Genomic DNA, 26,756 nt, shown 5'->3' on the forward strand with positions numbered 1-26,756 from the left:
CCACATCGAGTGATGTTCTAGGACGCATAGTGGACACGACCCGCGTGTCGAGCACAGCCTTCGACGGCACCCCGCAAGCCCCCGCGGCCGCACGGCGCTTCGTACGTCAGGTGCTCGGCGAATGGCAGCTGAGCCACCTGACCGAAGACGCCGTACTGCTGACCAGCGAACTGGTCACCAATGCCGTGGTGCACGCGGGCACGGGGCTGGAGCTGACCTGCCGGCTCGACCCGAACGCCGTCCCGACCAGGCTGGAGATCGAGGTCGACGACCACCACCCGACCCTGATCGTGCCCGCCGCCGAGTCGCCGCCGCCCGACGGCATGGCCACGAGCGGGCGCGGTCTCGCGCTGGCCGGCATGCTCGCCGACGCCTGGGGCGTCACCTACACGGGCGCCGCCAAGCGGGTCTGGGTCCGCATGGAGCTCGACAAGGGGTGCGGCCACGAGAGCGCCTCCGGCATCCCGGCCACGAAGGCCGCCGCGATCGCGGCCTCCACGGAGACCCTGCACGTCGCCGTCGTCGTGAGCGACCTCGACGGCCGGATCGTCACCTGGAACGCCGAGGCGGAGGCGCTGCTCGGCTGGTCCGCCGCCCAGGTGGTCGGCCGGCCGCTGGCGGACCTGGTCGCCTGGCGCAGGCATGGCCCGTGCGCGCTGTCGCTGGCGGACACGCTCGGCCTGGGCCGCTGGCGCGGCGAGTCCCGGATGCGGCACCGCGACGGGGACCTGCTCCCGGTCTACATCTCCCACCTGCGTACCGACGGCCGCGCGCAGGACCGCCGGTCGATCTGGATCGTGGTGTCCAGCGACCACCGCTACGTCCTGGCCTCCCCGCCCGCCCCACTCAAACGGGAGCCGGGCGGCCGCATCAAGGACCTGCTCGACCACGACATGCCGCTCGACGAGTTGCTCGACACCATCGCGCAGATCGTCCAGCTGTCCAGCGCGGCCGACGCCGCCTATGTGCTGGTACGGGCCGAGGGCGGCAACCGGTTCGGCGTCGCGGCGGGCACCGGGGCGACCGCGGGGCTGGTGGGCGTGGTGGCCGCCGGGGTGTTCGGCGTGGAGCAGAAGGCCCCGGCGATGTTCGACGACCTGCTGACCACCGACGTCGAGCTGGCGCAGCGGCTCCAGGCCAGGTCGCTGGTGTGCGCGCCGCTCGTGGTGGCGGCCGAGGTGACCGGCTACCTCGTGGCGACCGCCGCCGAGCCGGGCCGGTTCGACCAGGCGCTCACCGCGAGCCTGCAGCACATCGCGGACCAGGTGGCGGTGACCGTGCAGCGCGAGCGGCTGGCCGAGCGGGATCGGGCGCATCGGGGCTGGCTGTCGTTCCTCGCGGAGGCCGGCGAGCTGCTGGCGGGCGTGCACGACGAGGAGCTGATCGCGGCTCTGACGGCCCAGCTGGTCGTACCCAAGATCGCCACCTGGGCGGCGGTCTACCTGACCGACCTGGCGGGCATGACCAGACTCGCGCACGTGTGGCACAGCGAGGAACGCCACAACGCCGACCTGCGCCAGGTCCTGCCCGTCATCCCGCGTTCGGCGCTGGGCGAGGTGACCTGGCCGGTCGGGCCGGAGAGCGTGCTGTCCTTCCCGCTGCTCACTCAGGGCCGCTCGCACGGCGCGCTGGTGATCGGGCGCGTCGAGCCGACCCTTCCGCTGGAGCTGGCCGACCTGCTCGCCGACCTGTGCCGCCTGGTGGCGCTCAACCTGCACACGGCCATGCTCTACTCGCGGCAGGCGACCACGTCACGGGTGCTGCAGCGCAGCCTGCTGCCCATGCGGGTGGCGCCGATGCCGGGGCTGGAGTCGGCGGTCGTCTACGAGCCCGCCGAAGAGGGCGCGCACGTCGGCGGCGACTTCTACGACCTGTTCACCGTCGGCGACCACTGGTGCTTCGCCCTCGGCGACGTCTGCGGCAGCGGTCCGGAGGCCGCCGCGGTGACCGGGCTGGCCCGCCACGCCGTACGGCTGCTGGCCAAGGAGAACTACACCGTGTCCGACATCCTCGACCGGCTCAACCAGACGCTGCTCGACGAGGGCGAGGACGGCCGCTTCCTCAGCCTGCTCTGCGGCGAGCTGACGCCGCTGCCCCAGGGCGGCGCGCTGTGCACGCTCGCCTCGGCGGGTCATCCCCCGCCCCTGCTGCTGCGCGCGAACGGCGAGGTCCAGCCCGTCGCCACCTCGCAGCTGCTGCTGGGCATCGACGGCGACGCGCGGTTCTACACCGAGACGTTCGAGCTGCTGCCCGAGGAGCTGCTGCTGTGCGTCACCGACGGCGTCACCGAGCGGCGCGACGGCGACCGGTTGCTCGATGACGACGACGGGCTGACCGCGATCCTGTCGGGCTGCTCGGGGCTGAGCGCGCACGCCGTGGCCGAGCGGATCCGGCAGGTGGTCGAGTCGTTCGCCACCGAGCCGTCACATGACGACGTGGCGCTGCTGGTGCTCCGGGCCACCACCGCGCTGCGAGCGGGCGGTCAGGTGGTGAACCGGTAGGAGGTCGTGGAGGTGCGGGTCTCGCCCGGCCGCAGCACGGTCGAGGGGAACTGCGGCTGGTTGGGCGAGTCGGGGAAGTGCTGCGTCTCCAGGCACAGACCCGCGTGCGGTCCGTACGGCGTGGCGACCCCGTCGAGCATGCCGCCCGCGTAGAACTGGACGCCCGGCTCGGTGGTCGTGACCTCCATGGTCAGGCCGCCGACCGGGTCGGTCACCCGGATGCCGCCGTCGAGCACGAAGCAGTGGTCGTAGCCGCCGTCGTAGCGCTCGCCCACCGCGTGCGGCGTGGTGAAGTCGAACGCCGTGCCCTTGACCGGCGCCGGCTCGCCCGTGGGGATCTTGTCCTCGTCGACGGGCAGGTAGTGCTCGGCCTCCATCTGGATCACGTGCCCGAGCACGTCACCACTGCCGGCCAGGTTGAAGTAGGAGTGGTTGGTGAGGTTGACGACGGTGGGCGCGTCGGTCTCGGCCGTGTAGTCCAGGCGCAGGGCGTCGTCCTCGAGCGTGTAGGTGATCGAGGCGGTCAGCGTGCCCGGATAGCCCTGGTCGCCGTCGGGGCTGGTCAGCGTGAGCGTCACGGAGGAGCCGGTGGCCTCGGAGATCGTCCACACCTTGCGGTCGAAGCCGCGGTTGCCGCCGTGCAGGCTGTTGGGCCCGTTGTTGAGCGGCAGGCGGTGTTCGACCCCGTCGAGGGTGAAGCGGCCGCCCGCGACGCGGTTGCCGTATCTGCCGACGACGGCGCCGAAGTAGCGGCTGCGGGTCAGGTAGTCCTCCAGCGTGGGCAGTCCGAGCACCACGTTGACGCCGGACACCTCCAGCGACTGCAGGATGGCGCCGTACGTGAGCACGCTCGCGCGCAGCCGTCCCGAGGACAGCTCGACGCGCTCGACCTCTTCACCCGACGGCAGCGTTCCGAACATCATCTGTGTGCCTTTCCCGTGGACTCGCGGACGATCAGGGCCGTCTCCAGCATCGTGGCGGCGGCGGTGGCCGCCGAATCGACCGACTGGAGCAGCAGGTCTACGGCGATGCGGCCGGCGGCGGCGGTGGGCATGGCGATCGTGGTCAGCTTCGGGCGGCTCAGCCGGCCCGGCACGATGTCGTCCACGCCGATCACGCTGACGTCTCCGGGGACGCTCTTGCCCCGCTCGGCCAGCCCCTCGATGAGGCCGATGGCGACCAGGTCGTTGTAGGCCAGCACGCCCGTCGCGCCCGAGGCGATGACGTCGGTGGCCGCGGCCAGGCCGCCCAGCTCCGTCGGCGGGTTGGGGCCGAGGAAGACGACGTCCACGTCGTTCATCGCGGCGGCCGCCTCCTGCATCTCCTTGCTGGTCCACGACCCGCTGGGCCCGGTGACCAGCGCGATGCGCCGGTGCCCGAGCGCGGTGAGGTGCTCGACGGCCTGCCTGGCTCCCCGGCCCACGTCCATGAGCACGGTCGGCATGCCCTTGGCCCGGCGGTTGACCACGACGAACGGCACCTCCTCGCGCAGCCGCTCTATCGTCCGGTTCGTCAGGCGCGGGCTGCACAGCAGCACGCCGTCGACCTGCTTGGTGAGGGTCTGGATCAGATCCTCCTCCACCTGCGGGTCCTCGTCGGTGTCGGCGACGAACACGTGGTAGTCGCGGAGCCTGGCCTGCGCCTGAGCGGCCTTGATCAGCGGAGGGAAGAAGGGATTGGCGATGTCGGCCACGATGAGGCCGATGTTGTGGGTGCGGCCGGTGGTCAGCGCCCGCGCGGCGCGGTTGGGCCGGTAGCCGAGATCCTCGGCGATGGCGAGCACGCGGGTGCGCGTCTCGGGGTTGACCAGGTGGGGCGCGGAGAACGCCCGGGACACCGTGGAAACATGCACGCCCGACGCTTCAGCCACGTCACGAATCGTCACCGCCACGCTTGGCCTCCTCCGACCGTACCTAGTACTTTAGTGCAATCGTTTGTATCACTGTCAATCAGCCATCCCCGCCGGATTTTTCACCTAAATCCCCACCATATCTCTTCATATGGCCAGACCGACTGGCGAGAGAAGGCCGGGCCGCTTGACGTTCTCCCGGCCCCGGCTCGATACTTTCTGCAACCGGTTGCCGTATCCCAAGCAGGAGTGGTGAACGACCGATGACACGAACACTGGTGACCGGCAGCGCCGGCCGGCTAGGGCGCAGCGTGGTCGCCTCATTGGCTCAGGCCGGTCACGAGGTGATCGGCATCGACGTCACCCCGGGCACTCCCCGCGAGGCCGCGGTCACCCTGCCCGCCGACCTGACGAACCTGGGCGAGGCGTATGACGTCATGGCCCGCTTCCGGCCCGACGCGGTGATCCACCTGGCCGCGATCGCGACCCCGTTCAGCCGTACCGACGGGCTGACCTTCCGTACCAACACCCAGCTCGCCTTCAACATGTGCGCGGCCGCGAGCAACACCGGGGTCGGCAAGGTGATCGTGGCCAGCAGCCCGACCGTCATCGGCTACGGCGCGCCCGGCGGCTGGACGCCCAGTTATCTGCCCATCGACGAGGAGCACCCCGTCGCGCCGTGGAACGCCTACAACCTGTCCAAGGTCGTGGCCGAGCAGACGATGGCGTCGTTCGCGCGCGGCTCGGAGACGCGGTTCGCGGCGGTGCGGCCGTGCTTCGTGGTGGCTCCCGAGGAGTGGGCGGGCGCGCCCACCCAGTCGGGCCACACGATCGTCGAACGGCTGGACCGGCCGGACATCGCCGGGGCCTCGCTGTTCAACTACCTCGACGCCAGGGACGCCTCCGACCTGATCTCGGTGCTCCTCGAACGCCTGCCCGACCTGCCCAACGGCGAGGTGTTCTTCGCGGGGGCGGCCGACGCGCTGGCCCGCGAGCCGCTGGCGGAGCTGCTCCCCGCCGTCATCCCCTCGACCGCCGCCGCGGCCGCGAACCTCACCGGGACCGCTCCCGCCTTCACCTCCGCCAAGGCCGGGCGGATGCTGGGCTGGACGCCCAAGAGATCGTGGCACACCGAACTGGAGACCGGATGAACCTCAGCGGAGTCCTCTTCTTCCCCGTGACCCCCTTCGACCCCGACCACGGGCTGGCCGAGGAGGTGCTGGCCGAGCACATCAGGCGCGGGCTCCAGCACCGGCCCGGCGCGGTGTTCGCGGCCTGCGGCACGGGTGAGTTCCCCGCGCTGTCGGAGGCGGAGCACGCCGCGACCGTCCGGGTGGCCGTCGAGACCACGGCCGGCCAGGTGCCGGTGTTCGCGGGCGCCGGCGGCCCGCTCGGGTCGGCGCTCGCCCAGGCCCGCGCGGCCCGCGAGGCGGGCGCCGACGGCCTGCTGCTCATGCCGCCTTACCTGGCCAAGGGCCCCAACGAAGGCTTCACCGCCTACGTACGCGCGGTCGCCGCGATCCTGCCGGTCATCATCTACCAGCGCGACGCGGTGGCGCCCACCCCCGAGCAGGTCGTGGAACTGGCCAGGATCCCGGGCGTGATCGGTCTCAAGGACGGCCTGGGCGACATCGACCTCATCCAGCGCACGGTGCTGGCGGTGCGCAGGGAGATCGGCGAGGAGTTCAGGTTCTTCAACGGGCTGCCCACGGCCGAGCTGACGATGGGCGCCTACCGGGGCATCGGCGTGGAGCTCTACTCCTCCGCCGTCTTCGCCTTCGCACCGGAGATCGCCACCGCGTTCCTGAACGGCGCCGACCACCTGCTCACCGAGTTCTACGAGCCGCTCGTACGGCTGCGCTCCAAGGTCCCCGGCTACGCCGTCTCCCTGGTCAAGGCCGGTGTACGGCTCGGCGGCCTGGACGCGGGCCCGGTACGCCCGCCCCTGGTCGACGCCTCGCCCGAGCACGTGGCCGAGCTGAAGGCCCTGATCGAACACGGGCGGTCGCTGGCAGGCGTCTCATGATCCGTGACCTGAAAGTGAGCGCTCACACCGCCGAGCTGTCCAGGCCGTGGGGGCCGGACGTGCCCGTCAACCACGTCATGGTCGTGGAGCTCACACTCGACGACGGCCGGACGGGCACCGGTTTCTCCTGGACGCCGCAGATCGGGGCGCGGGCCGTACAGGCGCTGCTGGAGAACGACATCCGCGAGGCCGTCATCGGCCTGGACCCGCATCCTGAGGTGGTGTGGGACCGGCTCTGGCGGCACCTGCGCGAGGCCGGGCCCGGCGGGATCACCACCGTCGCGCTGGCCGGGGTCGACCTGGCGCTGTGGGATCTGCGCTGCGGCGAGCGCGGCCTGGCCGACGTGCTGGGGCGGCGCCGGGACACGGTGCCGGTCTACGGCAGCGGCGTGAACCTGCACTACTCGCTGGAGGAGCTGGTCGCCCAGGCCGGCCGGTGGAAGGCCGCGGGCTATCCCGGGGTCAAGATGAAGGTGGGCCGGCCCGACCTCGCCGAGGACGTCGAGCGGGTGGCCGCGGTCCGCGAGGTCGTCGGCCCCGGCACGCTGCTGATGATCGACGCCAACCAGCGCTGGGACCTGCACCGGGCCCGGCGCGCCGTCGCGGCGCTGGCCCCGTACGACCTGCACTGGCTGGAGGAGCCGCTGCCCGCCGACGACGTCGCCGCGCACGTGGAGCTGCGGCGGTCCGTGGACGTGCCCATCGCGGTCGGCGAGAACGTCTACACCGTCTACGGCTTCCGCGACCTGCTGACGGCCGGGGCCTGCGACATCGTGCAGCCCAATGTGGTCAGGGTTGGCGGAATCACCCCGTTCTTGCGCATCACCGAGCTGGCCAGGACCTTCGACGTACCGGTCTATCCGCATCTGCTGCCCGACCTGTCGGCGCAGCTCGCGCTGGCGCTGCCGCTGCCGTGCATGGCCGAGGAGGTCGAGGACGCCTCGTTCGCCGCGCTGGGCCTGCTGGCCGAGCCGTATCCCGTCCACGTGGACGACGCGAAGGTGCGCGTCGGTGAGCACCGGGGGCTCGGCCTCCACTGGAGATGAGCATGCGGGTCGTACTCGCCGGAGCGCACGGGTTCGGCGCCCACTACCTCAACCGGCTGCGGCGGCTGGCCGGTCAGATCGAGCTGGCGGGCGTCTGCGACGTGCGGCCGGTCTCCCCCGAAGACCTCGACGGGCTCGGCACGCCGGAGTTCTCCACCGACCTGCCCGAGCTGATCAAGCGGACCGGCGCGAAGATCGCCATCCTGGCGACCCCGATCCCGACGCACGCGGACCTGACGCTGGCGGCACTGGCCGCCGGCGCGCACGTGCTGGTGGAGAAGCCCACGGCGGCCACGCTCGCCGACTTCGAGCGCATGGAGCAGGCCGCCGCCGAGGCCGGTCTCGCCTGCCAGGTGGGCTTCCAGAGCCTCGCGTCGGCGGCCCTGCCGGAGGTGCGGCGGCTGATCGCCGAGGACACGATCGGCCGCGTCACCGGTATCGGGGTGGCGGGGGCGTGGCCGCGGCCCGCCTCCTACTTCACCCGCAGCTCCTGGTCGGGGCGGCGCCGGCTCGACGGCGTGGACATCGTGGACGGCGCGTTGACCAACCCGTTCGCGCACGCCGTCGCCACCGCGCTCGCCGTCGCGGGCGCCGAGGAGCGCGGCGCGGTCACCTCGGTCGAGGCGGAGCTGTTCCACGCCAACGCCATCGAGTCGGACGACACCTCGGCCATCCGCATCCACCTGGCGGACGGGCCGCCGATCGTGGCCGCCGTGACGCTCTGCGCCACCGGCCGCGACGAGCCGTACGTGGTCGTCCACGGTGAACGGGGCACGATCACGTTCACGTACACGGTGGACGAGGTCCGCGTCGGCGACGGCCCCGTGCGCCGCTTCCCCCGTGCCGACCTGCTGGAGAACCTCGTCGAGCACGTACGCTCCGGAGCCGATCTGATCGTGCCGATCCACCGGACCGGGGCGTTCATGGAGGTCCTGGATGCCATCAGGGTCGCGCCCGATCCGCTGCCGATCGCCCAGGACCACCAGGACCTGTCCGGCGACGGGCCGGTGCTGCCCGGCATCGCCCAGGTGGTCGAGTCCTGCGCGGAGCGGCTGGAGCTCTTCTCGGAGCTGGGCGTGAGCTGGGCCGTGCCGCTGATGGTGGCCGACCAGGTGGTGGCCGAGTACGTCACCCGGCCCGACCTGCCGTTCAGCGCGGCTCCGCGGCCCTATCTCCACCCGGTCCGCACGCTGGACGGCACGGTGGTGACCGAGGTGCAGCCGCCTGACCATCCGCACCACCTCGGCGCCGGGGTGGCCGTGACCGATGTCGGCGGGCGCAACTTCTGGGGCGGCCGGACGTTCGTCAAGGACCAGGGGCCTCAGTGGCTGGACGACCACGGGATCCAGCGGCATGTGTCCTTCACCGGGCGCGACTCCTCGGGCTTCGCCGAGACCCTGCTGTGGCAGCGGCCGGGCGAGGAGCCGGTGGTGCGTGAGGAGCGGACCGTGCGGGCCGTCCCGCTGTCGCGGGGCTGGGCGCTGGACTTCGGCTTCACGTTGCACAACCTCACGGGCGCGCCGCTGACGATCCAGAGCTCGGCCACCAAGGGCCGGGCCGGGGCGGGCTATGGCGGCTTCTTCTGGCGGGCGCCGGCGGGGTCGCGGGGGTTGCGGGTGTTCACCTCGTCGGAGGACGGCGAGGAGCGGGTCCACGGCTCCCGGGCGCCCTGGCTGGCGCTGGCGGGCGAGGACTGGACGCTGGTGTTCGTCCGGGCGGGGGACGATCCGTGGTTCGTCAGGGTGGCGCAGTATCCCGGTGTGGGCACCGCGCTGGCCTGGGACACGCCGCTGGTCTTCGAGGACGAGCTGACCCGGGGCGTGTCCGTGGTCGTGGCCGACGGGCGCCTGACCGCCGCCGAGGCGGCCGGGCTAGCCGCCGAGGTGGCGCTCTAGCCAGGTGAAGGCGTGCTCCTGCATGGGGACGTCGAAGACGTGCGGGGCGTCGAAGAAGACCCCCTCGTAACCGCCGTCCGGGTGGTGGCGCGCGATGGCCTCGTGCGCCGCGCGCATCCCGGCCGGCGGGAACAGCTGGTCGCGCTCGCCGTACATGACCAGGAGCGGTTCGGGCGCGCGGGCGGCGACCAGCGCCGGCCAGTCGCAGACGCGCGACAGTCCGGGCGGGAAGAACATCCAGGTGTGCCCGGCGACGTAGCCGTCCAGGACCTCGCGGTAGGTGGAGACCATCGCGGCGACGGCGACCGCGTCGATGCCGGTGTCGAACGCGCCGAGCAGCGCCGCGCGCAGACCGCCGCCTGACAGCCCCACACAGCCGATCCGCCCGATGTCGGGACGCGAGCGCAGGTAGGCCGCGGCGGCCAGGTCCTCGCCCGCCACCACGCCGGCCAGCGAGGTGCCGAGCAGGGTGCAGTACTTCTCCAGCACATGCTCGTGGTGCCCGGCCGCGACGTCGTAGCTGTCCGCCTCGGACATGCCGGGGTCGTTCGCCTGGGCGAGCACGCGCTCGGGCATGTCCGCCCGGTCGAAGCGGCGGCTGCCCCAGCCGATCACGTCGGGGACGAGTACGGCGAAGCCCCGCCTGGCCAGCTCGCTCGCGTAGGCCCGGCCGCCGTAGAGCTGCTCGCGCAGCCGCAGCACCTCGGGCGAGGGCGGCTCGGGGCCGTCCGCGATCTTCTCCTTGCCCGCCCACTTCATGCCCGCGTGGCAGTGCAGCGCGAGCACGCCGGGCAGCGGTCCTTCCGCGTCGCGGGGCTTGAGCAGGTAGGCGTGGGTACGCGGGCCGAACCCCACCGACCAGGAGAGCTCCTCGCCGCTGAGGTCCGGCGTCGTCCAGGAGCGCTCGACCCGCACGTCTCCTGCGGCGAGGTCGAGCGTCCCGATGGCCTCGCGGGCGGCCTTCCTGAGCGCGGGGCCGGGCGCGGCCTCAGGGAACAGGCCGTACCGGCGCTCCGCGAGCTCGGCCAGCCCGGAGAACGGCCCGAGGTGCCGCAGCTCACGCATCGGTCAGCCCGGAGAGATGGCGTACCTCACGCATCGGTCAGGCGCCGATGAGGCGGGTGCCGTCGGCGGCCAGGCGGACGGGCGTGCCGGTGCTGGCCGAGCGGGTGGCGGCCACACCGACCAGCACGCTGCGAATGCCGTCGCGGTAACCCGCCGGGCGCCCGAGCGGGTCGTCGCCGGGGCCGCGGAAGACGTCGTCGAGCAGCAGCCGGTCGCCGCCGCCGTGACCGCCTTCGCCCTGTTCGATGGTGATCTCCTCCGGCTCCTGCCAGTGCCGGTGCAGGATGAGCTTCTCCCCGGCGCCGGCCATGTGCTCCTTGCCCGCGGCGCTCGGGTCGATCGCGGCCTGCTCCGGGGTCCAGGGCCGCTCGATGACCTCCAGTTCGATCCGGCCCTCCGTACCGTTGAAGACCACGCGGTAGCCCTCGTACGGGGCGTGCGCGGTGAGCGAGTACGTGAGCATGGCCCGGTTGGCGTAGCGGACCAGGACCGACATGTTGTCGTCGATCGTCACGCCCGGTCCGAAGACGTCCTGGTCGCGGATGTAGCCGTCCTCGTGCTCGGCATCCAGATAGAGGCGCTTGAGCCGCTCGTCGGTGGAGATGTCGAGGATGAACGGGTCGGTGCCGAGGCCGGGCGCGCCCTGGCCACGGGCGGGGCGCGGGCCCCTGGGCAGGGCCTGGCCGTAGAAGCGCAGGTCGGTCTGGGCGAAGACGAGCTCGGGCGCCGCCGCCAGCCACCAGTTGACCAGGTCGAAGTGGTGGGTGGACTTGTGTACCAGCAGGCTGCCCGAGTTGGCCTTGTCGCGGTGCCAGCGGCGGAAGTAGTCGGCGCCGTGGATGGTGTCGAGTGCCCAGTCGAAGTGGACGGAGGTGACGTCGCCGATCGCGCCTTCGCTGATCAGCTTCTTCACCGCCGAGTTGCGCGGCGAGTAGCGGTAGTTGAAGGTGACCACCAGCTTGCCCGGGTTGCGCTCGGCGGCGGCGGCGATGGCCTCGCAGCCCTCGGCGTCGATGGTGAGCGGCTTCTCCACGATGACGTCGAGGCCCGCGTCGAGGGCGGCGACGACGTAGCGGGCGTGCGTCACGTCCACCGTGGTGACCACGACCGCGTCGGCCAGCTCCAGCAGCTTGCCGAACTCATCGGGGGCGAAGCACGGCACCTGCTCGCCGATGCGCTCGACGTAGTAGTTCATGCGCGTCTGGTTGACGTCGCAGAGGCCGACGATCGTACCGGTGTCCCGCCAGTCACCCAGCAGGGCGTCGACGTACATCTGGGCGCGATGGCCGAGTCCGACGAAGGCGTACCTGGTGCTCAACTTCTCTCCCCGAGTCGTGGAGTGGAGGCTGGGGGCTGTCGCGCCCCCAGCCTGGAACAGACCTCAGCCGGCGATGGCCGCGTTGGCTTCGGTCAGGAACTTCTGCGCGCCGGCGTCCGGTGTCGTCTTGCCGAAGAGGACCTCTTCGCTGTTGCGCTTGAGGATGTCCTCCATCTGCAGCGCGCCCTTCGGCGGGGCGACGATCGGGCTCAGCTCGCCCTTGACCGCGTCGATGAAGGTCAGCGTCTTCTGGTCGACGGCCGGCAGCTTGCCCTTCACGGCGGCGAGCACCTTGGCGTTGGTCGGCAGGCCACGGTCACTCAGCAGGATCGAGGCCGCGTCCGGGTCGTTGACCAGGAAGTCGATGAACTTGCCGGCTTCCGCGGGGTGGTCTGACTTGGCGGAGGCCGTGTAGAACATCGACGGCTGCAGGAACATGCCGCCGGTGGTCGCACCCGCCGTCTTGGGCATCCGCATCAGGGTCAGCTCCTGGCCCGACGCCTTGGACAGGGCGTTGAGCTGGTTGCTCCACCACATGCCCATCGCGCCCGCGTTGGTGGCCAGGAGCGACTGCTCGGGGCCCACGGAGATCAGTTCGGCGCTCTTGGCGGCGTCGGCGGAGCCCTTGGTCTGGATGAGCTGCTGGTGGATGCCCCACCACGCCTTGAGCGTCTCGGGCGTCACCCCGATCTTGTTGCCGTCGTAGAACTTCTCGCCGCGCTGGGCCGCGAAGATCTGCAGCCAGGCGGGGTTGTAGTTGTACTCGGCTCCGTTGACCCCGTTGCTGGCCGCGGAGATCTGCTTGGCCAGGTTGATCCAGTCGTCCCAGGTCCAGGACTTGTCGTCGGGCAGCTTCTGCTTGGCCTTGTCCAGCGCCGACTTGTTGACCAGCATCGAGAAGGTGTTGACGCCGCTCGGGATGGCGTACTGCTTGCCGTCGACCTGGCCGCTGGTGAGCACCTGCTGGTCGAGGTCGCCCGTGGTGACCTTGCCCGCCAGGTCGGCCAGGGCGTTGCGGCCGGCGTACTCGCTCAGGCCGCGGATCTCGATGCTGATGACGTCGGGCGAGTCGTTGGCCGCCACCTTGGTGGCCAGCTTCTCGTAGTAGCTCTCCCAGTTGGAGAAGTCGCCCTCGACGTCGATGGTCGGGTTCTTCTCCTCGAACTTCTTGATGACCTGTTCGGTGAGCTTCTGCCGCGCGTCGCTGCCCCAATAGGAGAAGCGAAGATGGATCTTGTCGCCGCTCGCCTTGTCGCCACTACCGCCGCCACAGCCTGCGGCGGCCGTCATGACGGCCGCCGACAGCAGGGCGACCGTCCACATCATCCTAGGCTTCACAGCTCTACCTCCTGGTGAAGAGTTGCGGGGGGTGTTACTTCAGTCCGGTGGTCGCTACACCACGAATCAGATATTTCTGACCGGCAAGGAAGAAGCCGAAGATCGGCCCCAATGACACGATCGACATCGCGAACATGGGGCCCCACGACGACTCGCCACTGGAGTCTAGGAAGGAGCGGAGTGCAACGGCCACTGTGAGATTGTCCGAGTTTGTCAGGTAAAGGTTCTGACTGAAGAAGTCGTTCCACGTCCAGATAAAAGTGAAGATGCCGGTCGTCGCGAGCGCCGGGGTGCAGAGCGGAAGGATCACCTGGAGAAAGACCCGCCAGTAACCCGCGCCGTCGATGGCCGCGGCCTCGTCCAGCTCCCTCGGCAGCGTCCGGATGAACTGGACCATCAGGAAGATGAAGAACGCGTCCGTGGCCAGGAACTTGGGCACGATCAGCGGCCAGATCGTGTTGATCCAGTCGAGCTTGGAGAACACGATGTACTGCGGCACGACCGTCACGTGGTACGGCAGCATGATCGAACCGAGCATGACCGCGAACCAGAGCTTCTTCAGCGGGAAGTCCAGCCGGGCGAAGGCGTACGCGGCCAGCGAGCAGGCGACCAGATTCGCCACCACGGTCAAGCCCGTAAGGACGGCGGAGTTCCACAGGTAGTAGCCGAAGGAGTGCTTGAGGGCGTTCCAGCCCTCGCTGTAATTCTCCAGCGTGAAGGTGCTCGGCCACAGGCCCGGCTCGCGGAAGATCAGATCCTCCGGCTTCAGCGAGCTGGACACCATCCAGAGCAGCGGATAGAGCATGACCAGGCCGAAGCCGATCAGCAGGATGTGCTTGAAGACGCGGCTGCCCCGCGGAAGCGGGCGGAACAGCAGCGGCAGCGGCTTACTTCGTGTCGCCATAGAAGACCCAATACTTCGACGCGAGGAAATTCACGCCGGTCAGGCCGGCGATGATGAGCAGGAGGACCCAGGCCATGGCGGCCGCGTAGCCCATCTCGTAACTCTTGAAGCCCTTCAGATACAGGTAGAGCGTGTAGAAGAGCGTGGAGTCGACCGGACCACCCGTGCCGCTGCTGACGATGAACGACTGGGTGAAGGACTGGAACGACTTGATCACTTCGAGCACGAGGTTGAAGAAGATGATCGGCGTCAGCAACGGCAGCGTGATCGAGCGGAACTGCCGCAACCTGCTCGCCCCGTCGACCGCCGCCGCCTCGTAGTAGCTCTGCGGAATCTGCCGCAGTCCCGCCAGGAAGATCACCATGGGCGCGCCGAACGTCCACACATGCAGGAGGATCAGTGTCCCCAATGCCGTGTCGGGGTCGGAGACCCAGCCCGCGCCCTGGATGCCGAAGACGTCCAGCACGGCGTTGACCAGGCCGTCGCTACCGAAGAGCTTGCGCCAGAGGATGGCGATCGCCACGCTGCCACCCAGCAGGGACGGCAGGTAGTAGATCGAGCGGTAGAACGACAGGCCGCGCAGGCCCCGGTCGAGCGCCAGGGCCAGGGCGAGCGCGAAGGCCAGTTGCAAGGGCACCGACACGACCACGTAGATCGTGGTCACCTTCAGCGAGGTGAGGAACCGCGTGTCGACGGTGAAAAGCTTGCTGTAGTTGTCCCACCCGACCCACTTGGCCGCTTCGAGCAGGTTGTAGTCGGTGAACGACAAGTAGAGCGACGCCAGGATCGGGCCGACCGTGATGACGAACAGGCCGATGAACCATGGGGCGAGGAAGACGTACGCTGTGCGGGCCTCACGCCGTTTGTGAGCGTTAACGGGCGCGACGCGGCGACGCCCACCGGGCGGTTGCGCGCGTGATGGCACGCTGTCCGGGGTTACAGACATTCATGCACCCCTCGTTTCAGTGCTGGCCCGGCTCGGCGGGATGGGATAGCGCCTTCCTATAGGTGCGTCAAAAGTTTCGTCAACCCTTTGCAGGCGTTACATAGACGTTATCGATATATCGTGATCTATATTTCGCCAGTTCAATGAATGGTCGAGAGCAAAGGGTCGGATGAATGTTTGGTGACTGAATACAACCGGTTGCACAGCAGCTTATGAGGGCGTCACGCAGGGGAAACGTCCTACCACTTGCCTCCGAGGTCCTTCAGCGTGAAGGCGCCGCCCGCGCGGTCGTGCAGCGGCTCGCTCAGATCGGGCTCGCCCTGCTCGGCGATCAGCGCGGCGGCCTGGCCCTCCGAGTCGTCCCGCGAGACGTACCCGATCGACCGGGCCTCCTCCAGCGACCACCAGCGGCGCGCGTTGTCGGAGACCCCCCAGACGACGTGATAGCCGGGCGCGGTCAGTGCGGCCTCCACCAGGCGGGCGAGGTCGTCAGGGGAGATCCAGGTGGCCAGGCCACGCGTGTCGCCCGAAGCCTCGTTGCAGGTGCCCAGCCGGATCACGGTCACGTTCATGCCGAACCTGTCGTGGTAGAGGCTGCCGAGGGCCTCCATGACGACCTTGCTCACGCCGTAGAAGGTGTCGGGCCGGGGGAAGGCGTAGTCGGGCAGCTCCGCGCCATCGGCCGGGCGAGTGTGGAAGCCGGCCGCGTGGTGGCTGCCCATCAGCACGAGGTGCTCGACGCCTTCCCGCCGCGCGGCTTCGAGCAGGACGTGCATGCCGTCCATGTTGGCCCGTACGATGTCGGCCCACGGATGCTCCCGACTCTGGCCGCCCAGGTGGATCACCGCGTCGACGCCCTTCATCGCCTCGGCCATGGCCGCCTCGTCGACGAGATCGGCTGTCACCATCTCCTCACCAGGCGCGGTCTCCAGCGGGTGGAGGTCGGAAAGGCGCAGCGTGCGGCCGTCACGGGCGAGGCGGGGGCGGAGCAGCGTACCGACCTTGCCGGCGGCGCCCGTCATGAGAATGCGCATAAGGCTCATTGTTGTACACAACTCTGGTCCAAATTCACATTCCTGAATATTGACCGTGACCTACGTCACTCGTTACGTTCACACGGACAGGCTCCACGTCTGCGACAGGTGTCCATATATGTGAACGGGAGGCGGTCTGATGTCACGCCAGCTGCTCGGGGCCGCGATTGCGACGGCCCTGGCCGTAACGCTGACAGGCTGCGGCTCCGGGGGATCAAGTTCGGACGACGCGTTGGAGATCTGGATCAGGCAGGCGCCCGATTCCGACTCCGCGAAAACGGCCGTGAAACTGGCCGACGCGTTCACGAAGGCCAGCGGTATCAAAACGAAAGTCGTCGCGCTCTTCGACGACTTCGAGACGAAGCTTCAACAGCAGGCAGCTCAGAAGAAGCTACCTGACATCGTCATCAACGACACGGCCCAACTCGGCAACATGCACACGCAGGGCTGGCTGCAGGAGGTCGACAAGGCCAAGCTGGCCGGCGGTGACAAGGTGTCGGAGCAGGCCTGGAAGGCCGCTCAGGGCTCCGACGGCAAGTACTACGGCACGCCGTTCTCCGCCCAGGCCTTCGCCCTGATCATCCGCAAGGACTGGCGCGAGAAGGTCGGCATGGAGCCGCCCAAGACCTGGGACGACCTGGCCAAGCTGGCCGCGGCCTTCACCGACAAGGACCCGGACGGCAACGGCCAGAAGGACACGGCCGGCTTCGTGATCCCCGCGGGCACCAAGCGCGGCTACGCCTCCTGGTACGCCTCCTCGCTGATCTACGCCAACGGCGGCGACTTCGTGAAGGCCAACGGCGGCGGCAAGTTCAGCCCCCTCGTGAGCGACCCCAAGACCGTGGAGGCGGTCCAGTACCTGCAGGACCAGTTCTGCAAGGCCAAGACCGTCAACCCGGGCGCCGTCAGCAACGACACGACCGTCACCCACGAGGTGTTCGAGAAGGGGCAGGGCGGCATCTACCTGGTCGGCCCGTACGTGCTCGCCAGGTTCGTCAAGAGCATCGGGACCGACAAGATCGAGGTCGTACCGGTGCCCAAGGGCCCGTCGGGCGGCCCCGGCACCCTCGGTGAGGGCGAGAACGTCTACCAGATGGCCGGTTCCGACAACGTCGAGGGCCAGAAGAAGTTCGCCGAGTTCGCGGTCTCCCCCGACGGCCAGCGCATCGGCATGAACAAGGACGCCAACGGCGCCATCGTCCGTCTGCCGGTCAACTCCCAGGTCGACATGGCCGCCGAACGCCAGGACCCGCGCTGGAAGGTGTTCCAGGAGGCCTACGCCAACGCGGTCTACGCGCCGCCGGTGCCGAACTGGGCGCCGATCCGCCAGGACTCCGCCGACTCCATCAACACGGTGTGGGCCGACTGCTCAGCCAACGTCAAGACGGCGATGGACACGCTGAGCACCAAGCTCACCCAGGAACTGCAGACCCAGAAAGCATCATGACCTCCACGCTCACACAGGCACGGAGCCGCACGGAGACCCCCCGCCGCCGTCCCAAGCGGATGCGGCGGCGGGGGACCCTCATCGCGTGGGCGTTCCTGTCGCCGGCCTTGCTGCTGTTCCTGTTCTTCAAGTTCATCCCCATGTTCGAGGGCCTGCGGATGAGCTTCTTCGAGATCCGCTACGTCGGTGATCGATGGGTGGGTTTCGCCAACTACGCCACGATCATGACCGACGACGCCTTCGTCTCGGCCATCTGGCACAGCATCGTGCTGGCCCTGGGCACGACCGCGGGCTCGCTCATTCTCGGCCTGCTGTTCGCGCTGCTCATCGAGGGCCCGGCACGCTACCTGTGGTTCATCAGGACCGCGGCGTTCCTGCCGGTGGTGACCACGATGGCGGCCGTGGCCGAGGTCTGGCGGATCATGTACCACCCCGCCGACAGCGGCATGATCAACACCATTCTCGGCTGGATCGCCCTGGATCCGCAGCCCTTCCTGGCCAGCGAGCACTCCTCGCTGCTGTCGATCATGGGCATGAGCATCTGGCGCGGCACGCCGTACGACATGATGATCTTCCTGGCGGGCCTGGTCGGCGTCGACCGCACGCTGTACGAGGCCGCCGCCGTCGACGGCGCCACCACCTGGCACCGGCTGCGGCACATCACGCTGCCCGCGCTGCGCCCGGTGTTCTGGATCCTGTTCACCCTCGCCGCCATCCGCGGCATACGCGTCTTCGTCGAGGTGTACGTGCTGACGAACGGCGGGCCGAACGGATCGTCCGAAGTGCTGATGACATTGATCTACAAGCTCGGGTTCCAGAAGGGTGACCTGGGCACCGCGTCGGCCGGCGGGATCGTGCTGTTCGCGGTGACCCTGCTGCTCACGGTGCTGACCCAGGTCATGCGCAGGAGGCAGAACGCATGATGAGATTCGACAGCGCTCTCGGCCTGGAGTCCAGGCGGGGCCCGCTCGCCACGACCCTCAAGGTGCTGGTCTACGCCTTCATGGTGATCGTCTTCACCGGGCCGCTGGTCGGGCTGCTGGTCAGCGCCTTCAGTAAGACGCTCGACCCGACCAGATTCTCGCTCTGGCCCGACGACTTCACCCTGGAGAACTTCGTCCAGGCCGGCAACAAGAACGTCTACCACTACCTGTTCAACTCGTTCGTGGTGGTCGGGTTCGGGCTGCTGCTCCAGATGCTCGTCAGCGTCTTCGCCGCCTACGCGCTCGCCCGCAAGAAGTTCAGGGGCATGGCGTTCGTGATGCTGATCATGCTGGCGACGATGATGCTGCCCGAGGAGATCATCGCGATCCCGCTCTCGCTGGTGCTCGCCGACATGCCCATCATCCACGCCGATCTCATAGGCACGTACGCGGGCATGATCCTTCCGGTGGGCGCCTGGGGCTTCTCCATCCTGGTCATGACCGAGTTCATGAAGGAAGTGCCGGTCGAACTGGAGGAGGCCGCGCGCATCGACGGCGCGGGCGAGCTGCGCATCTTCTTCGGCATCATCCTGCCGCTGTGCCGGCCCGCGCTCGGCGTCATCGGCGTCTTCGGCTTCACCATGATCTGGGACCAGTATCTGCTCCCGCTGATCGTGGCGCCCGAGTCGAGCATGTGGACCCTGCCCATCGCGCTGCGCTCCCTCCGCTCCGACGAGGAGGTCGGTATCGGCGTACTGCTCGCCGCGTCGCTGCTCGCGCTGCTGCCGTCGATCATCGCGTTCCTGGCCTTCCAGCGGCAGTTCATGCGCGGCCTGACAAGCGGCGCCATCAAGGGTTAGGCGTCCATGTATCTGTCCATGTATCTGGATGGAATCCCATATGCTGACACTCTGAAGCCTCTGTCAAGATGGGATGAGTATGGAGCCCCAGCTGGTCAAGTCCGCCGAGCGGACGGTACGCATCCTCGAGACCCTGGCCGCCTCCCACGAGACCCTGACACTGTCGGAGCTCCAGCAGCACACGGGATTTCCGCGCAGCTCCCTGCACGCCCTGATGCGCACCCTGGTCGAGCTGAACTGGGTCGAGACCGACTCCGCCAGATCGGCCTTCGGCATCGGCCCGCACGCCCTGCTGACCGGCACCGCGTACCTCGACAAGGACCCCGCGCTGCCCCTGGCCCAGGAGACGCTGGAGGACCTGCGCGCGGAGACGGGCCAGACCGCACATTTCGCCCGCCGCGACGAGGCGCACGTCCTCTACCTGGCGACCAGGGAGTCACGGGAAGCGCACCACGTGATCCCGAGGGTGGGCCGTCGGCTGCCCGCCCACGTCACGGCGCTCGGCCAGGTACTACTCGCCCAGCTCACGGACGACGAGGTCGCGGCCCTGCTGCCGGACCCGCTGGCGCCGATCACCGAACACACCTTCACCGATCCGGCCAAGCTGATCGGGGAACTGGACCAGGTACGCACCCGAGGCTGGGCCTACGAACGCGAACAGGGCACCCCGGGCGTGGCCTGCGTGGCGGTGGCCGTCGACTACCGGATCCCGGCGACGGACGCGATCAGCTGCTCGATGCCGGCCGGCCTGGCACCCGACGAGGTCGAGAAGGTCACGGACGCGGTGACCAGACATACGCGCAAGCTGGCTGCCACGCTTCGCCGGGAGGGCATCCGCTGATCGGCTTCGGGCCACCCGCTTCCGCCGACCCGCATCCGCATCCGCATCCGCGCCCTCGCACATCCACATCGGCTTCGGGCTCACCCGCTGCCGCTTCGGGTTCACTCGCTTCGGGTTCACTCGCTTCGGCTTCGAGCCCACCCGCTTCGGCTGATCCGCGTTCATCCACTACACATTCGCTTCGCGCTCACCCCCTTCCACTTACCCGCACATCCGCTTTGGACTCACCCGCTTCCATCGACCCGCGTCCCCTCACCTGCGCCCGCTCGTCCGCTTCCGCTTCGGGCTCCCACGCTTCCGCTGATCCGCGTCCCCTCACCCGGACATCCATTTCAGGCTCACCCGCATCCGCCGACGCGCATCCACCCACCCAGACATCCCCTTCGGGCTCACCCGCTTCCACCGACGCGCATCCACCCACCCGCACACCCACTTCAGGCCCGCCCGCTTCCACCGACCCGCATCCCCTCACTCGCACATCCACTCCGAGCTCATCGGCGTCCGCTTATCTGCTCATTCGCTCATCCGCTAGGAAGGATTGTTGATGCGGCTAGATGGTGTTCTCTTCTTTCCCGTGACCCCTTATGGCGCTGACGGCGACATAGCCCAAGAGACGATGGCCGAGCACGTCGCCAATGGGGTCGCCGCCGGGGCCGGAGGAGTGTTCACCGCGTGCGGCACAGGCGAGTTCAACGCACTCGACGTCGCCGACTACACCAAGGTCGTGGCCACGTCGGTGCGGGCCACGGGCGGCCGGGTCCCGGTCTTCTCGGGCGCGGGCGGCCCGCTGCCCACCGCCAAGGCATTCGCCCGCGCGGCAGCGGACAACGGAGCCGACGGCCTGCTGCTGATGCCCCCCTACCTGGTGACCGCTCCCCCGGACGGCCTGGTCCGCTACGTGCGTGAGGTGGCTTCAGCCGGTGGGCTGCCCGTCATCATCTATCACCGCGCCACCGCCCGCTTCTCCCCCTCAGCGGTGGCCGAGCTGGCTCAACTGCCCGAGATCATCGGTTTCAAGGACGGACTCGGCGACTTCGACCTGCTCCAGCGCATCATCCTGACCGTACGGCGGTCTACGGACCGGGAGTTCACCTTCTTCAACGGCCTGCCCACCGCCGAACTGACCGTCCCCGCCTACCGAGGACTTGGCGTGACGCTGTACTCCAGCGCCGTCTTCGCCTTCGCACCGGAGATCGCGCTGGCCTTCCACAAGGCGGTGACCGGAGACGACGAGGTGCTGGTGCAACGACTCCTCACCGACTTCTACCTGCCGCTGGTGGAGCTACGGGACCGGGTCCCGGGCTATGCGGTTTCGCTGGTCAAGGCAGGGGTCCGGTTGCGGGGCCTGGAGGTCGGTGGCGTACGGGCTCCGCTGGTCGACCCCTCCGCGGAGGACCTGCGGGAGCTGGAGCGAATCCTGGCCATCGGCTTGGAGATCGCCGGAGCCTGACCAGCCTTTGCGAAGGCTTTTCAAGAGTCCCTATCCAGTCAGCTCTTCCCCCAGCCCCGCGACCACTTCTGGGCGTCGCCTCCACCGGCTGCCTCGACCCGGTTCAGGCCGTCACCACCCCACAACCGGTCGAGGCCGCCTCACCCGGCTGCCTTCACCCGCGCCGCAACCAACCCACGCCGCCTCATCCCAAATATCCGTACGCGCCAAGGCGCGCCCTCTACCCCAGTGCCGAAGCCCATCTCCACCACACCACCAGGCAGCAAGACACGCCCTTCCGCTCCCGTACCAGGGGCCGCCTCCGCCGCAACACCAGACATGAGGACGCGCCTTTCCACCCCCATACCAGGGCCCGCCTCCGCCACACCACCAGACATCAGGACGCGCCCTTCCACCCCCATACCAGGGCCCGCCTCCGCCGCACCACCAGACATCAGGACGCGCCCATACCAGGGCGCGTCCCTGCCACACCCGTCCCTAACTAACGCCCCAGCGCGCCGTCCACCCGTCGCGGGACACCCAGCGGGTTGTCGTCCCTGAGCTCCTCTGGAAGCAGCTCACCCGGCCAGTCCTGGTACGCCGTCGGCACCAGCCACCGGTCGATGGCCGTCGCGCCAACCGACGTGTGCGCTGCCGACGTCGAAGCCGGCCACGGGCCGCCGTGATGCATCGCCCAGCACACCGCCACCCCGGTGGGCCACCCGTTCCAGATCAGCCGCCCGGCCTTACGCCCGAGCACCTCGGCGACTTCGCCGGCCTCGCTGGGGTCGGTGGCGTGCACGGTGGCCGTCAGCGACCCTTCCAGCCGCTCCAGCACGGCCCGCAGGTCCGAAATTTCGCGATAAGTCACGACGATCGACGCCGGGCCGAAGCACTCCTCGCCGATGCCCGGCAACTTCGCCGCGAACGAGTCGAGATCCGTGGTGAACACCGTGGGCGTGACGGCCAAGCTACCCTCTCCAGCCTTGCCCTCGGCCAGCACCGGCAGCTCGCCGAGCCGCCGCAGCCCGCCCAGGTAGCCGTCTCTGATCCGCTCGCCCAGCATCGGCCCACCGGTGGTGCCCTCTACGGCCTCGGCCAGCGCCTTGCGCAGCTCATCGCCCTCGGGCACGAACATCAGCCCGGGATTCGTACAGAACTGCCCGACCCCCATCGTCAGCGACGTAGCGAACCCGGTGGCCACCTCCGCCACGGGCGCGGACGGCAACACGACAACCGGGTTGACGCTGCCCAGCTCTCCGAAGAACGGGATCGGCACCTCTCGCTGGTCGATCAGCCCCTGGATCGCCTTGCCGCCCGGGATCGACCCGGTGAACCCCGCCGCCACCACGCTCGGGTGCTGCACCAGGTCGGCACCCGCCTGCATGCCCTGCACAAGTCCCAGCAGATCGGGGTACGGCAGTGCCTTGCGGACGATGCGAGCGACCTGCTCGGACGTGTTGGGGTGGCCGGGATGCGCCTTCACCACGACCGCGCAGCCGGCGGCCAGCGCCGAAGCGGTGTCGCCACCCGCCACGGAGAACGCGAACGGGAAGTTGCTCGCCGCGAACACCGCGACCACGCCGGCCAGCGGCTGCTTCATCCGGCGCACGTCGGGCCTGGGCGGGGCGGCCGATGGGTCGGCGTGGTCGACGATGGCGTCGAGATAGCCCCCATCCCTGATCACCTGGGCGAAAAGCCGGAACTGGCCGGCCGTACGAGCGACCTCGCCGCGCAGCCGTACCTCTCCCAGCGCGGTCTCACTGTCGGCGGTCTGCCACAGCTCGTCCACCTTCGCGGCCAGCGCGTCGGCAACGGCTTCCAACGCTTCGGCTCGCTCGGCGGCGGGGGTCGCCCGCCAGGCCGCACCTGCGGCGGCCGCGGCGGAAACAACCATGTCGACCCCGGCGCGGTCGGTTTCAGGCAGGGCGCTGCCCACGGTCTCGCCGGTCCTGGGGTTGTGTCCGTAGATCATCGAATGGCCCTTCGGAGTCTTGACACTTCTTCATATTGATTCTTACAGTTGCGACAACCTGTCCACAAACCTGGCACTTGTTCACATATATGGACGGCGGTCATATGATCATCAGGCAGATCCACGTCACCCCCGTAGCCTTCAAGGATCCGCCGCTGTTGAACGCCGCCGGCGTGCACGAACCCTGGGCGCTGCGGACGATCGTCGAGGTGATCACCGACGAGGGGCTGAGCGGCCTCGGCGAGACGTACGGCGACCTGGGGCACCTCACCAAGGTACGCGAATGCGCCGAGGCGCTGGTCGGCGTGGAGGTGCATGCCACGAATGAGATGTATGCCAGGATCAGCGCGCTCGTCGGCGACGTAGTGACCGATATGCACGGCTTGACCGGGGCCGCGACCCAGGAGAAGAGCATCGATCGGGTGTTCGCGGCCTTCGAGGTGGCTTGTCTGGACATTCGCGGCAAGGCAGCGGGCGTGCCCGTCGTCGATCTGCTGGGCGGCCGGGTCCGCGACGCCGTTCCGTACAGCGCTTATCTCTTCTACAAATGGGCGGGCCATCCGGGCGGCGAGCCCGACAGGTTCGGAGCGGCGCTCGACCCGGCGGGGCTGGTCGAGCAGGCATCGATGCTGATCAAGGAGTACGGATTCGCGTCGATCAAACTCAAAGGCGGCGTGTACGCGCCTCAGGAAGAAGTCGAGGCGATCATAGCCCTGCGGGATGCCTTCCCCGGCGTGCCCCTCCGCCTCGACCCGAACGCCGCTTGGACCGTCGAGACCTCGATCCAGGTAGGACAAGCGCTCGAAGGCAGCTTGCAGTATCTGGAGGACCCCACGCCCGGAATCCCCGGGATGTCGAAGGTCGCCGGCGAGGTCCCGATGCCGCTGGCCACCAACATGTGCGTGGTGACGCCCGAGCACCTTCCGCCCGCCATCGCCACGCAGGCGATCGGAGTGCTGCTGCTCGATCACCATTACTGGGGCGGACTCGTACGTTCCTCGCATATCGCCGCACTGTGTGACACGTTCGGGCTGGAGCTGTCCATGCACTCCAACTCGCACCTTGGGATCAGCCTGGCCGCGATGACCCACCTGGCCGCCGCCACGCCGAACCTCACCCACGCCTGCGACACTCACACACCATGGCAGAACGGGCAGGACGTAGTCGCGCGTGGCGCGTTGCGGTTCGTCGACGGCGCCGTACCCGTGCCCGACGGGCCCGGCCTTGGCATCGAACTGGACCGGGACGCCCTGGCCGTGATGCATGAGCAATATCTCGCGTGCGGAATCACCGAACGCGACGACACCACCTATATGCAGCGCTTCGAGCCTGCTTTCTCTGCGAGGAGACCGCGCTGGTGAACGTGGCCTACGCCTACCCCTGGGACATCGTCGGCGACCCGTCGGCCCCTTCGCGCCTCGCGGAGCTGGGCGTCGAGGCCGTCGCGTTGGCGGCCAGCTATCACTCCACCCGCGCGGCAACGCCGTATCACCCCGCCCACCGGGTGCTGGATGTCCCACAATCGGCTTTCTACCTGCCAGTACGGCCCTCCTCCTGGGGACGCCTGACACCGGCCTCCCCAACCTGGACACCCACGGACGCCTACCTGCAGGCACGGGACTCCCTGAAGGCCGTCGGACTGCAGGTACACGCGTGGACGGTGTTGACACACAACTCCTTCCTGGGCGGCATGCACCCTGACCTGGTGGTACGTAACGCATTCGGTGATCCCTATCCATATGCGCTGTGTCCGGCCTTCGAGGACGTGATCGAGTACTGCGAACGTCTGGTCAGCGAAATCCTGACCCTCGGCGAACCGGATGGGCTCATCCTCGAGGCGTGCGGACCTATGGGCTTCGGGCATCAGAGCGTGCACGAGAAGACGGCCGGCGCCGATTGGACGTCCGTACACAGTGACCTGCTGACGCTCTGCTTCTGTACGGCCTGCGCTCCCCGCTACCCAGAGGGCACCAGAGAACACGTACGCGCGGCCATCGACGGCCCTCCCGCTAGAGCCGTAACCTCTCCCGCGTCGAGCAGGCCCGACCAGGCATCTCCCGCCCCGACCGCTTCCGCACCGTTTGCCGCCTCACCAGCACCTGCACCTGCATTGCCGTCTGCCGCCGCGCACGCAACTGCGTCGCCGGTTTCTGGCTCGTCAGCAGCCGCATCGCCAACTGCCGCCTCACCAGGGGCTGCGTCGTCGGCTTCCGGCTCGCCATCGTCTCCGGGAACTGTGGAAGCAGCCCTCGGCCCACTCGCCAACGATGTCCGAGACGTACGCGTTGAGTTGTCGGCATCACTGCGCGCCCGCCTCATCACCGTGGCCCGCGAGACCGCGCCGAACGTACCCATCACCCTGCACGCCAACCCCGACCCCTGGGCTGCCAGCTCGTTCGCCGCCCTCCCCGCCGGTGAGCCCGGAGTGGAAGTGCTGGTGGGCAACTGCTGGGGCGACCCGACTTCGGATGCCGCCCGTTTGGCCAGACTCGGCGAACTCTGCGGCCCCGGCCAGCGAGTGGGCGCATATGTCCTGGCCCTTCCCCCACGCCCCGCCGACGGCCACGCGCTCGCCGAACAGCTCAGAACGTACGCCAAGGCAGGCGCCACGGACTTCCACCTCTACCACGCCGGTCTCGCCTCCCCCCGCCGTCTGGCTGCCATGGCCGAAGCCCTACGCCTCATCCGCTGACGCCCACCGCGCCGCTCGTGTCGCCGCCACCCTCTTGATCAGTGAGTGTCCGCCACCTCCTTGATCAAGTGGCATGGCTGCCACCGACTTGATCAAGTGGCATGGCTGCCACCCACTTGATCAAGTGGCGTCGCTACCTCCCACTTGATCAAGCCACCTCGAATGCGCACCCCCGAACGGCCCCTGCCGCTCGCCCACCGCGTCCATCAACCACCTGGCCGTCTCCTCGGCCCGGTCGATCATCTGTTGCGGATATCCCAGCAACACCTGGTGCTCGGCGAACTCGTCCTCATCGTCCAGGATCAACCGCCCGTCACGCATCCTGATCACGTCGAGGTCCAAGTCGAGCATGGTCACCTCGCCATCACGCCACTCGGGAACGGTGGTGATGTCCACGTACACCTCAGCCCGATGCGGCGGCGAGTTGAAGGACGCCGTCCACCACCCGTCGCGCGGGAACAACATGATGGCCGTGGTCTCCCACACAACCGGCGGCCCCTCCCCTTTACGAGCAACCGTCCCGCCCGGCACCGCGACCCACACCCCGTGCTCATCCTCGCCGAGCACCTTCGCGGAATGGTTCCAGTGCAACGCCCCGCCGTACTTCCGGAAGACAATCCTCACATCGGTCACTCCAGGGACGCTACCGGACCATCCCTCAGATACT

22 protein-coding genes are annotated in these 26,756 nt (G+C 68.9%); 12 read left to right on the forward strand and 10 right to left on the reverse strand.

The window, feature by feature from the left end:
• Window positions 1-29: 29 nt before the first annotated feature.
• Window positions 30-2,501 (forward strand): SpoIIE family protein phosphatase, encoded by a 2,472-nt coding sequence (locus AB0B61_RS25230; RefSeq protein ID WP_358436221.1) that lies wholly within the window; start codon window positions 30-32, stop codon window positions 2,499-2,501.
• Here the strand turns inward: AB0B61_RS25230 and AB0B61_RS25235 are convergent.
• Both AB0B61_RS25235 and AB0B61_RS25240 read right to left on the reverse strand, forming a co-directional pair.
• Window positions 2,483-3,424, reverse strand: coding sequence for an aldose epimerase family protein (locus tag AB0B61_RS25235; protein ID WP_358436224.1), 942 nt, complete (start codon window positions 3,422-3,424; stop codon window positions 2,483-2,485). The genes AB0B61_RS25230 and AB0B61_RS25235 overlap by 19 nt on opposite strands.
• On the reverse strand, window positions 3,421-4,392 hold the full coding sequence (locus AB0B61_RS25240) for a LacI family DNA-binding transcriptional regulator (RefSeq protein WP_357656179.1): 972 nt from the start codon (window positions 4,390-4,392) through the stop codon (window positions 3,421-3,423). The genes AB0B61_RS25235 and AB0B61_RS25240 overlap by 4 nt, the downstream gene beginning before the upstream one ends.
• 221 nt (window positions 4,393-4,613) lie before the next feature.
• On the opposite strand from AB0B61_RS25240, the gene AB0B61_RS25245 reads away from it, so the two are divergent.
• The 4 genes from AB0B61_RS25245 to AB0B61_RS25260 are packed head-to-tail and all read left to right on the forward strand — an operon-like array spanning window position 4,614 to window position 9,317.
• Window positions 4,614-5,501, forward strand: a complete 888-nt coding sequence (locus AB0B61_RS25245; protein WP_358436226.1) for an NAD(P)-dependent oxidoreductase — start codon at window positions 4,614-4,616, stop codon at window positions 5,499-5,501.
• Window positions 5,498-6,376 carry a 5-dehydro-4-deoxyglucarate dehydratase gene (locus AB0B61_RS25250; RefSeq protein ID WP_358436228.1) on the forward strand — a complete coding sequence of 293 codons (879 nt, stop codon included), beginning with the start codon at window positions 5,498-5,500 and terminating at the stop codon, window positions 6,374-6,376. Before AB0B61_RS25245 ends, AB0B61_RS25250 begins: the two co-directional genes overlap by 4 nt.
• Window positions 6,373-7,422, forward strand: coding sequence for a mandelate racemase/muconate lactonizing enzyme family protein (locus AB0B61_RS25255; protein WP_358436231.1), 1,050 nt, complete (start codon window positions 6,373-6,375; stop codon window positions 7,420-7,422). The genes AB0B61_RS25250 and AB0B61_RS25255 overlap by 4 nt, the downstream gene beginning before the upstream one ends.
• Before the next feature lie 2 nt (window positions 7,423-7,424).
• Window positions 7,425-9,317, forward strand: a complete 1,893-nt coding sequence (locus tag AB0B61_RS25260; RefSeq protein ID WP_358436234.1) for a DUF6807 family protein — start codon at window positions 7,425-7,427, stop codon at window positions 9,315-9,317.
• Here AB0B61_RS25260 and AB0B61_RS25265 read toward each other — a convergent pair.
• The 6 genes from AB0B61_RS25265 to AB0B61_RS25290 all read right to left on the reverse strand — a co-directional run bounded on the left by AB0B61_RS25265 (window position 9,294) and on the right by AB0B61_RS25290 (window position 15,922).
• Window positions 9,294-10,382 (reverse strand): alpha/beta hydrolase, encoded by a 1,089-nt coding sequence (locus AB0B61_RS25265; protein WP_358436237.1) that lies wholly within the window; start codon window positions 10,380-10,382, stop codon window positions 9,294-9,296. The two genes, AB0B61_RS25260 and AB0B61_RS25265, sit on opposite strands and share 24 nt — an antisense overlap.
• Before the next feature lie 37 nt (window positions 10,383-10,419).
• Window positions 10,420-11,700: a Gfo/Idh/MocA family oxidoreductase gene (locus tag AB0B61_RS25270; RefSeq protein ID WP_358436239.1), complete on the reverse strand. Its 1,281-nt coding sequence runs from the start codon at window positions 11,698-11,700 to the stop codon at window positions 10,420-10,422.
• Between the two features lie 63 nt (window positions 11,701-11,763).
• Window positions 11,764-13,038 (reverse strand): extracellular solute-binding protein, encoded by a 1,275-nt coding sequence (locus AB0B61_RS25275; RefSeq protein WP_358436242.1) that lies wholly within the window; start codon window positions 13,036-13,038, stop codon window positions 11,764-11,766.
• Window positions 13,039-13,072: 34 nt separating this feature from the next.
• A complete protein-coding gene (locus tag AB0B61_RS25280; RefSeq protein WP_358436244.1) occupies window positions 13,073-13,942 on the reverse strand; it encodes a carbohydrate ABC transporter permease in 870 nt (289 codons plus the stop codon).
• Window positions 13,926-14,888, reverse strand: a complete 963-nt coding sequence (locus AB0B61_RS25285; protein ID WP_358436247.1) for a sugar ABC transporter permease — start codon at window positions 14,886-14,888, stop codon at window positions 13,926-13,928. The genes AB0B61_RS25280 and AB0B61_RS25285 overlap by 17 nt, the downstream gene beginning before the upstream one ends.
• Before the next feature lie 239 nt (window positions 14,889-15,127).
• Window positions 15,128-15,922, reverse strand: a complete 795-nt coding sequence (locus AB0B61_RS25290; RefSeq protein WP_358436250.1) for an NAD(P)-dependent oxidoreductase — start codon at window positions 15,920-15,922, stop codon at window positions 15,128-15,130.
• A gap of 139 nt (window positions 15,923-16,061) precedes the next feature.
• Here AB0B61_RS25290 and AB0B61_RS25295 point away from each other — a divergent pair, with 139 nt between their 5' ends.
• The 5 genes from AB0B61_RS25295 to AB0B61_RS25315 all read left to right on the forward strand — a co-directional run bounded on the left by AB0B61_RS25295 (window position 16,062) and on the right by AB0B61_RS25315 (window position 21,443).
• Window positions 16,062-17,369 (forward strand): sugar ABC transporter substrate-binding protein, encoded by a 1,308-nt coding sequence (locus AB0B61_RS25295; protein WP_358436253.1) that lies wholly within the window; start codon window positions 16,062-16,064, stop codon window positions 17,367-17,369.
• Window positions 17,366-18,292, forward strand: a complete 927-nt coding sequence (locus AB0B61_RS25300; protein ID WP_358436255.1) for a sugar ABC transporter permease — start codon at window positions 17,366-17,368, stop codon at window positions 18,290-18,292. The genes AB0B61_RS25295 and AB0B61_RS25300 overlap by 4 nt, the downstream gene beginning before the upstream one ends.
• On the forward strand, window positions 18,289-19,152 hold the full coding sequence (locus tag AB0B61_RS25305; RefSeq protein WP_358436258.1) for a carbohydrate ABC transporter permease: 864 nt from the start codon (window positions 18,289-18,291) through the stop codon (window positions 19,150-19,152). The genes AB0B61_RS25300 and AB0B61_RS25305 overlap by 4 nt, the downstream gene beginning before the upstream one ends.
• A gap of 79 nt (window positions 19,153-19,231) precedes the next feature.
• A complete protein-coding gene (locus AB0B61_RS25310; RefSeq protein WP_358436261.1) occupies window positions 19,232-19,993 on the forward strand; it encodes an IclR family transcriptional regulator in 762 nt (253 codons plus the stop codon).
• A gap of 544 nt (window positions 19,994-20,537) precedes the next feature.
• A complete protein-coding gene (locus tag AB0B61_RS25315; RefSeq protein ID WP_358436264.1) occupies window positions 20,538-21,443 on the forward strand; it encodes a 5-dehydro-4-deoxyglucarate dehydratase in 906 nt (301 codons plus the stop codon).
• 481 nt (window positions 21,444-21,924) lie between these two features.
• Here AB0B61_RS25315 and AB0B61_RS25320 read toward each other — a convergent pair whose 3' ends face one another.
• Entirely contained in the window at window positions 21,925-23,397 is a 1,473-nt protein-coding gene (locus tag AB0B61_RS25320; protein WP_358436267.1) for an aldehyde dehydrogenase (NADP(+)), read from the reverse strand.
• Window positions 23,398-23,501: 104 nt separating this feature from the next.
• Between AB0B61_RS25320 and AB0B61_RS25325 the strand changes: the two genes are divergently transcribed.
• Both AB0B61_RS25325 and AB0B61_RS25330 read left to right on the forward strand, forming a co-directional pair.
• Window positions 23,502-24,758, forward strand: a complete 1,257-nt coding sequence (locus tag AB0B61_RS25325) for a glucarate dehydratase family protein (RefSeq protein ID WP_358436269.1) — start codon at window positions 23,502-23,504, stop codon at window positions 24,756-24,758.
• Between the two features lie 875 nt (window positions 24,759-25,633).
• Window positions 25,634-26,089 carry a hypothetical protein gene (locus AB0B61_RS25330; protein ID WP_358436271.1) on the forward strand — a complete coding sequence of 152 codons (456 nt, stop codon included), beginning with the start codon at window positions 25,634-25,636 and terminating at the stop codon, window positions 26,087-26,089.
• Between the two features lie 120 nt (window positions 26,090-26,209).
• Here AB0B61_RS25330 and AB0B61_RS25335 read toward each other — a convergent pair whose 3' ends face one another.
• Window positions 26,210-26,722, reverse strand: a complete 513-nt coding sequence (locus tag AB0B61_RS25335; protein ID WP_358436273.1) for a DUF402 domain-containing protein — start codon at window positions 26,720-26,722, stop codon at window positions 26,210-26,212.
• Window positions 26,723-26,756 lie beyond the last annotated feature (34 nt).

The organism is Nonomuraea sp. NPDC049158, from assembly GCF_040648335.1.
GTDB lineage: Bacteria > Actinomycetota > Actinomycetes > Streptosporangiales > Streptosporangiaceae > Nonomuraea.

What these genes read in the sequence shown, in the direction of transcription:
- AB0B61_RS25235 (WP_358436224.1), bottom strand. Translation starts at nt 3,424, where the DNA reads ATGATGTTCGGAACGCTGCCGTCGGGTGAAGAGGTCGAGCGCGTCGAG.
- AB0B61_RS25245 (WP_358436226.1), top strand. Translation starts at nt 4,614, where the DNA reads ATGACACGAACACTGGTGACCGGCAGCGCCGGCCGGCTAGGGCGCAGC.
- AB0B61_RS25250 (WP_358436228.1), top strand. Translation starts at nt 5,498, where the DNA reads ATGAACCTCAGCGGAGTCCTCTTCTTCCCCGTGACCCCCTTCGACCCC.
- AB0B61_RS25255 (WP_358436231.1), top strand. Translation starts at nt 6,373, where the DNA reads ATGATCCGTGACCTGAAAGTGAGCGCTCACACCGCCGAGCTGTCCAGG.
- AB0B61_RS25260 (WP_358436234.1), top strand. Translation starts at nt 7,425, where the DNA reads ATGCGGGTCGTACTCGCCGGAGCGCACGGGTTCGGCGCCCACTACCTC.
- AB0B61_RS25265 (WP_358436237.1), bottom strand. Translation starts at nt 10,382, where the DNA reads ATGCGTGAGCTGCGGCACCTCGGGCCGTTCTCCGGGCTGGCCGAGCTC.
- AB0B61_RS25280 (WP_358436244.1), bottom strand. Translation starts at nt 13,942, where the DNA reads ATGGCGACACGAAGTAAGCCGCTGCCGCTGCTGTTCCGCCCGCTTCCG.
- AB0B61_RS25285 (WP_358436247.1), bottom strand. Translation starts at nt 14,888, where the DNA reads ATGTCTGTAACCCCGGACAGCGTGCCATCACGCGCGCAACCGCCCGGT.
- AB0B61_RS25290 (WP_358436250.1), bottom strand. Translation starts at nt 15,922, where the DNA reads ATGCGCATTCTCATGACGGGCGCCGCCGGCAAGGTCGGTACGCTGCTC.
- AB0B61_RS25295 (WP_358436253.1), top strand. Translation starts at nt 16,062, where the DNA reads ATGTCACGCCAGCTGCTCGGGGCCGCGATTGCGACGGCCCTGGCCGTA.
- AB0B61_RS25300 (WP_358436255.1), top strand. Translation starts at nt 17,366, where the DNA reads ATGACCTCCACGCTCACACAGGCACGGAGCCGCACGGAGACCCCCCGC.
- AB0B61_RS25305 (WP_358436258.1), top strand. Translation starts at nt 18,289, where the DNA reads ATGATGAGATTCGACAGCGCTCTCGGCCTGGAGTCCAGGCGGGGCCCG.
- AB0B61_RS25310 (WP_358436261.1), top strand. Translation starts at nt 19,232, where the DNA reads ATGGAGCCCCAGCTGGTCAAGTCCGCCGAGCGGACGGTACGCATCCTC.
- AB0B61_RS25315 (WP_358436264.1), top strand. Translation starts at nt 20,538, where the DNA reads ATGCGGCTAGATGGTGTTCTCTTCTTTCCCGTGACCCCTTATGGCGCT.
- AB0B61_RS25320 (WP_358436267.1), bottom strand. Translation starts at nt 23,397, where the DNA reads ATGATCTACGGACACAACCCCAGGACCGGCGAGACCGTGGGCAGCGCC.
- AB0B61_RS25325 (WP_358436269.1), top strand. Translation starts at nt 23,502, where the DNA reads ATGATCATCAGGCAGATCCACGTCACCCCCGTAGCCTTCAAGGATCCG.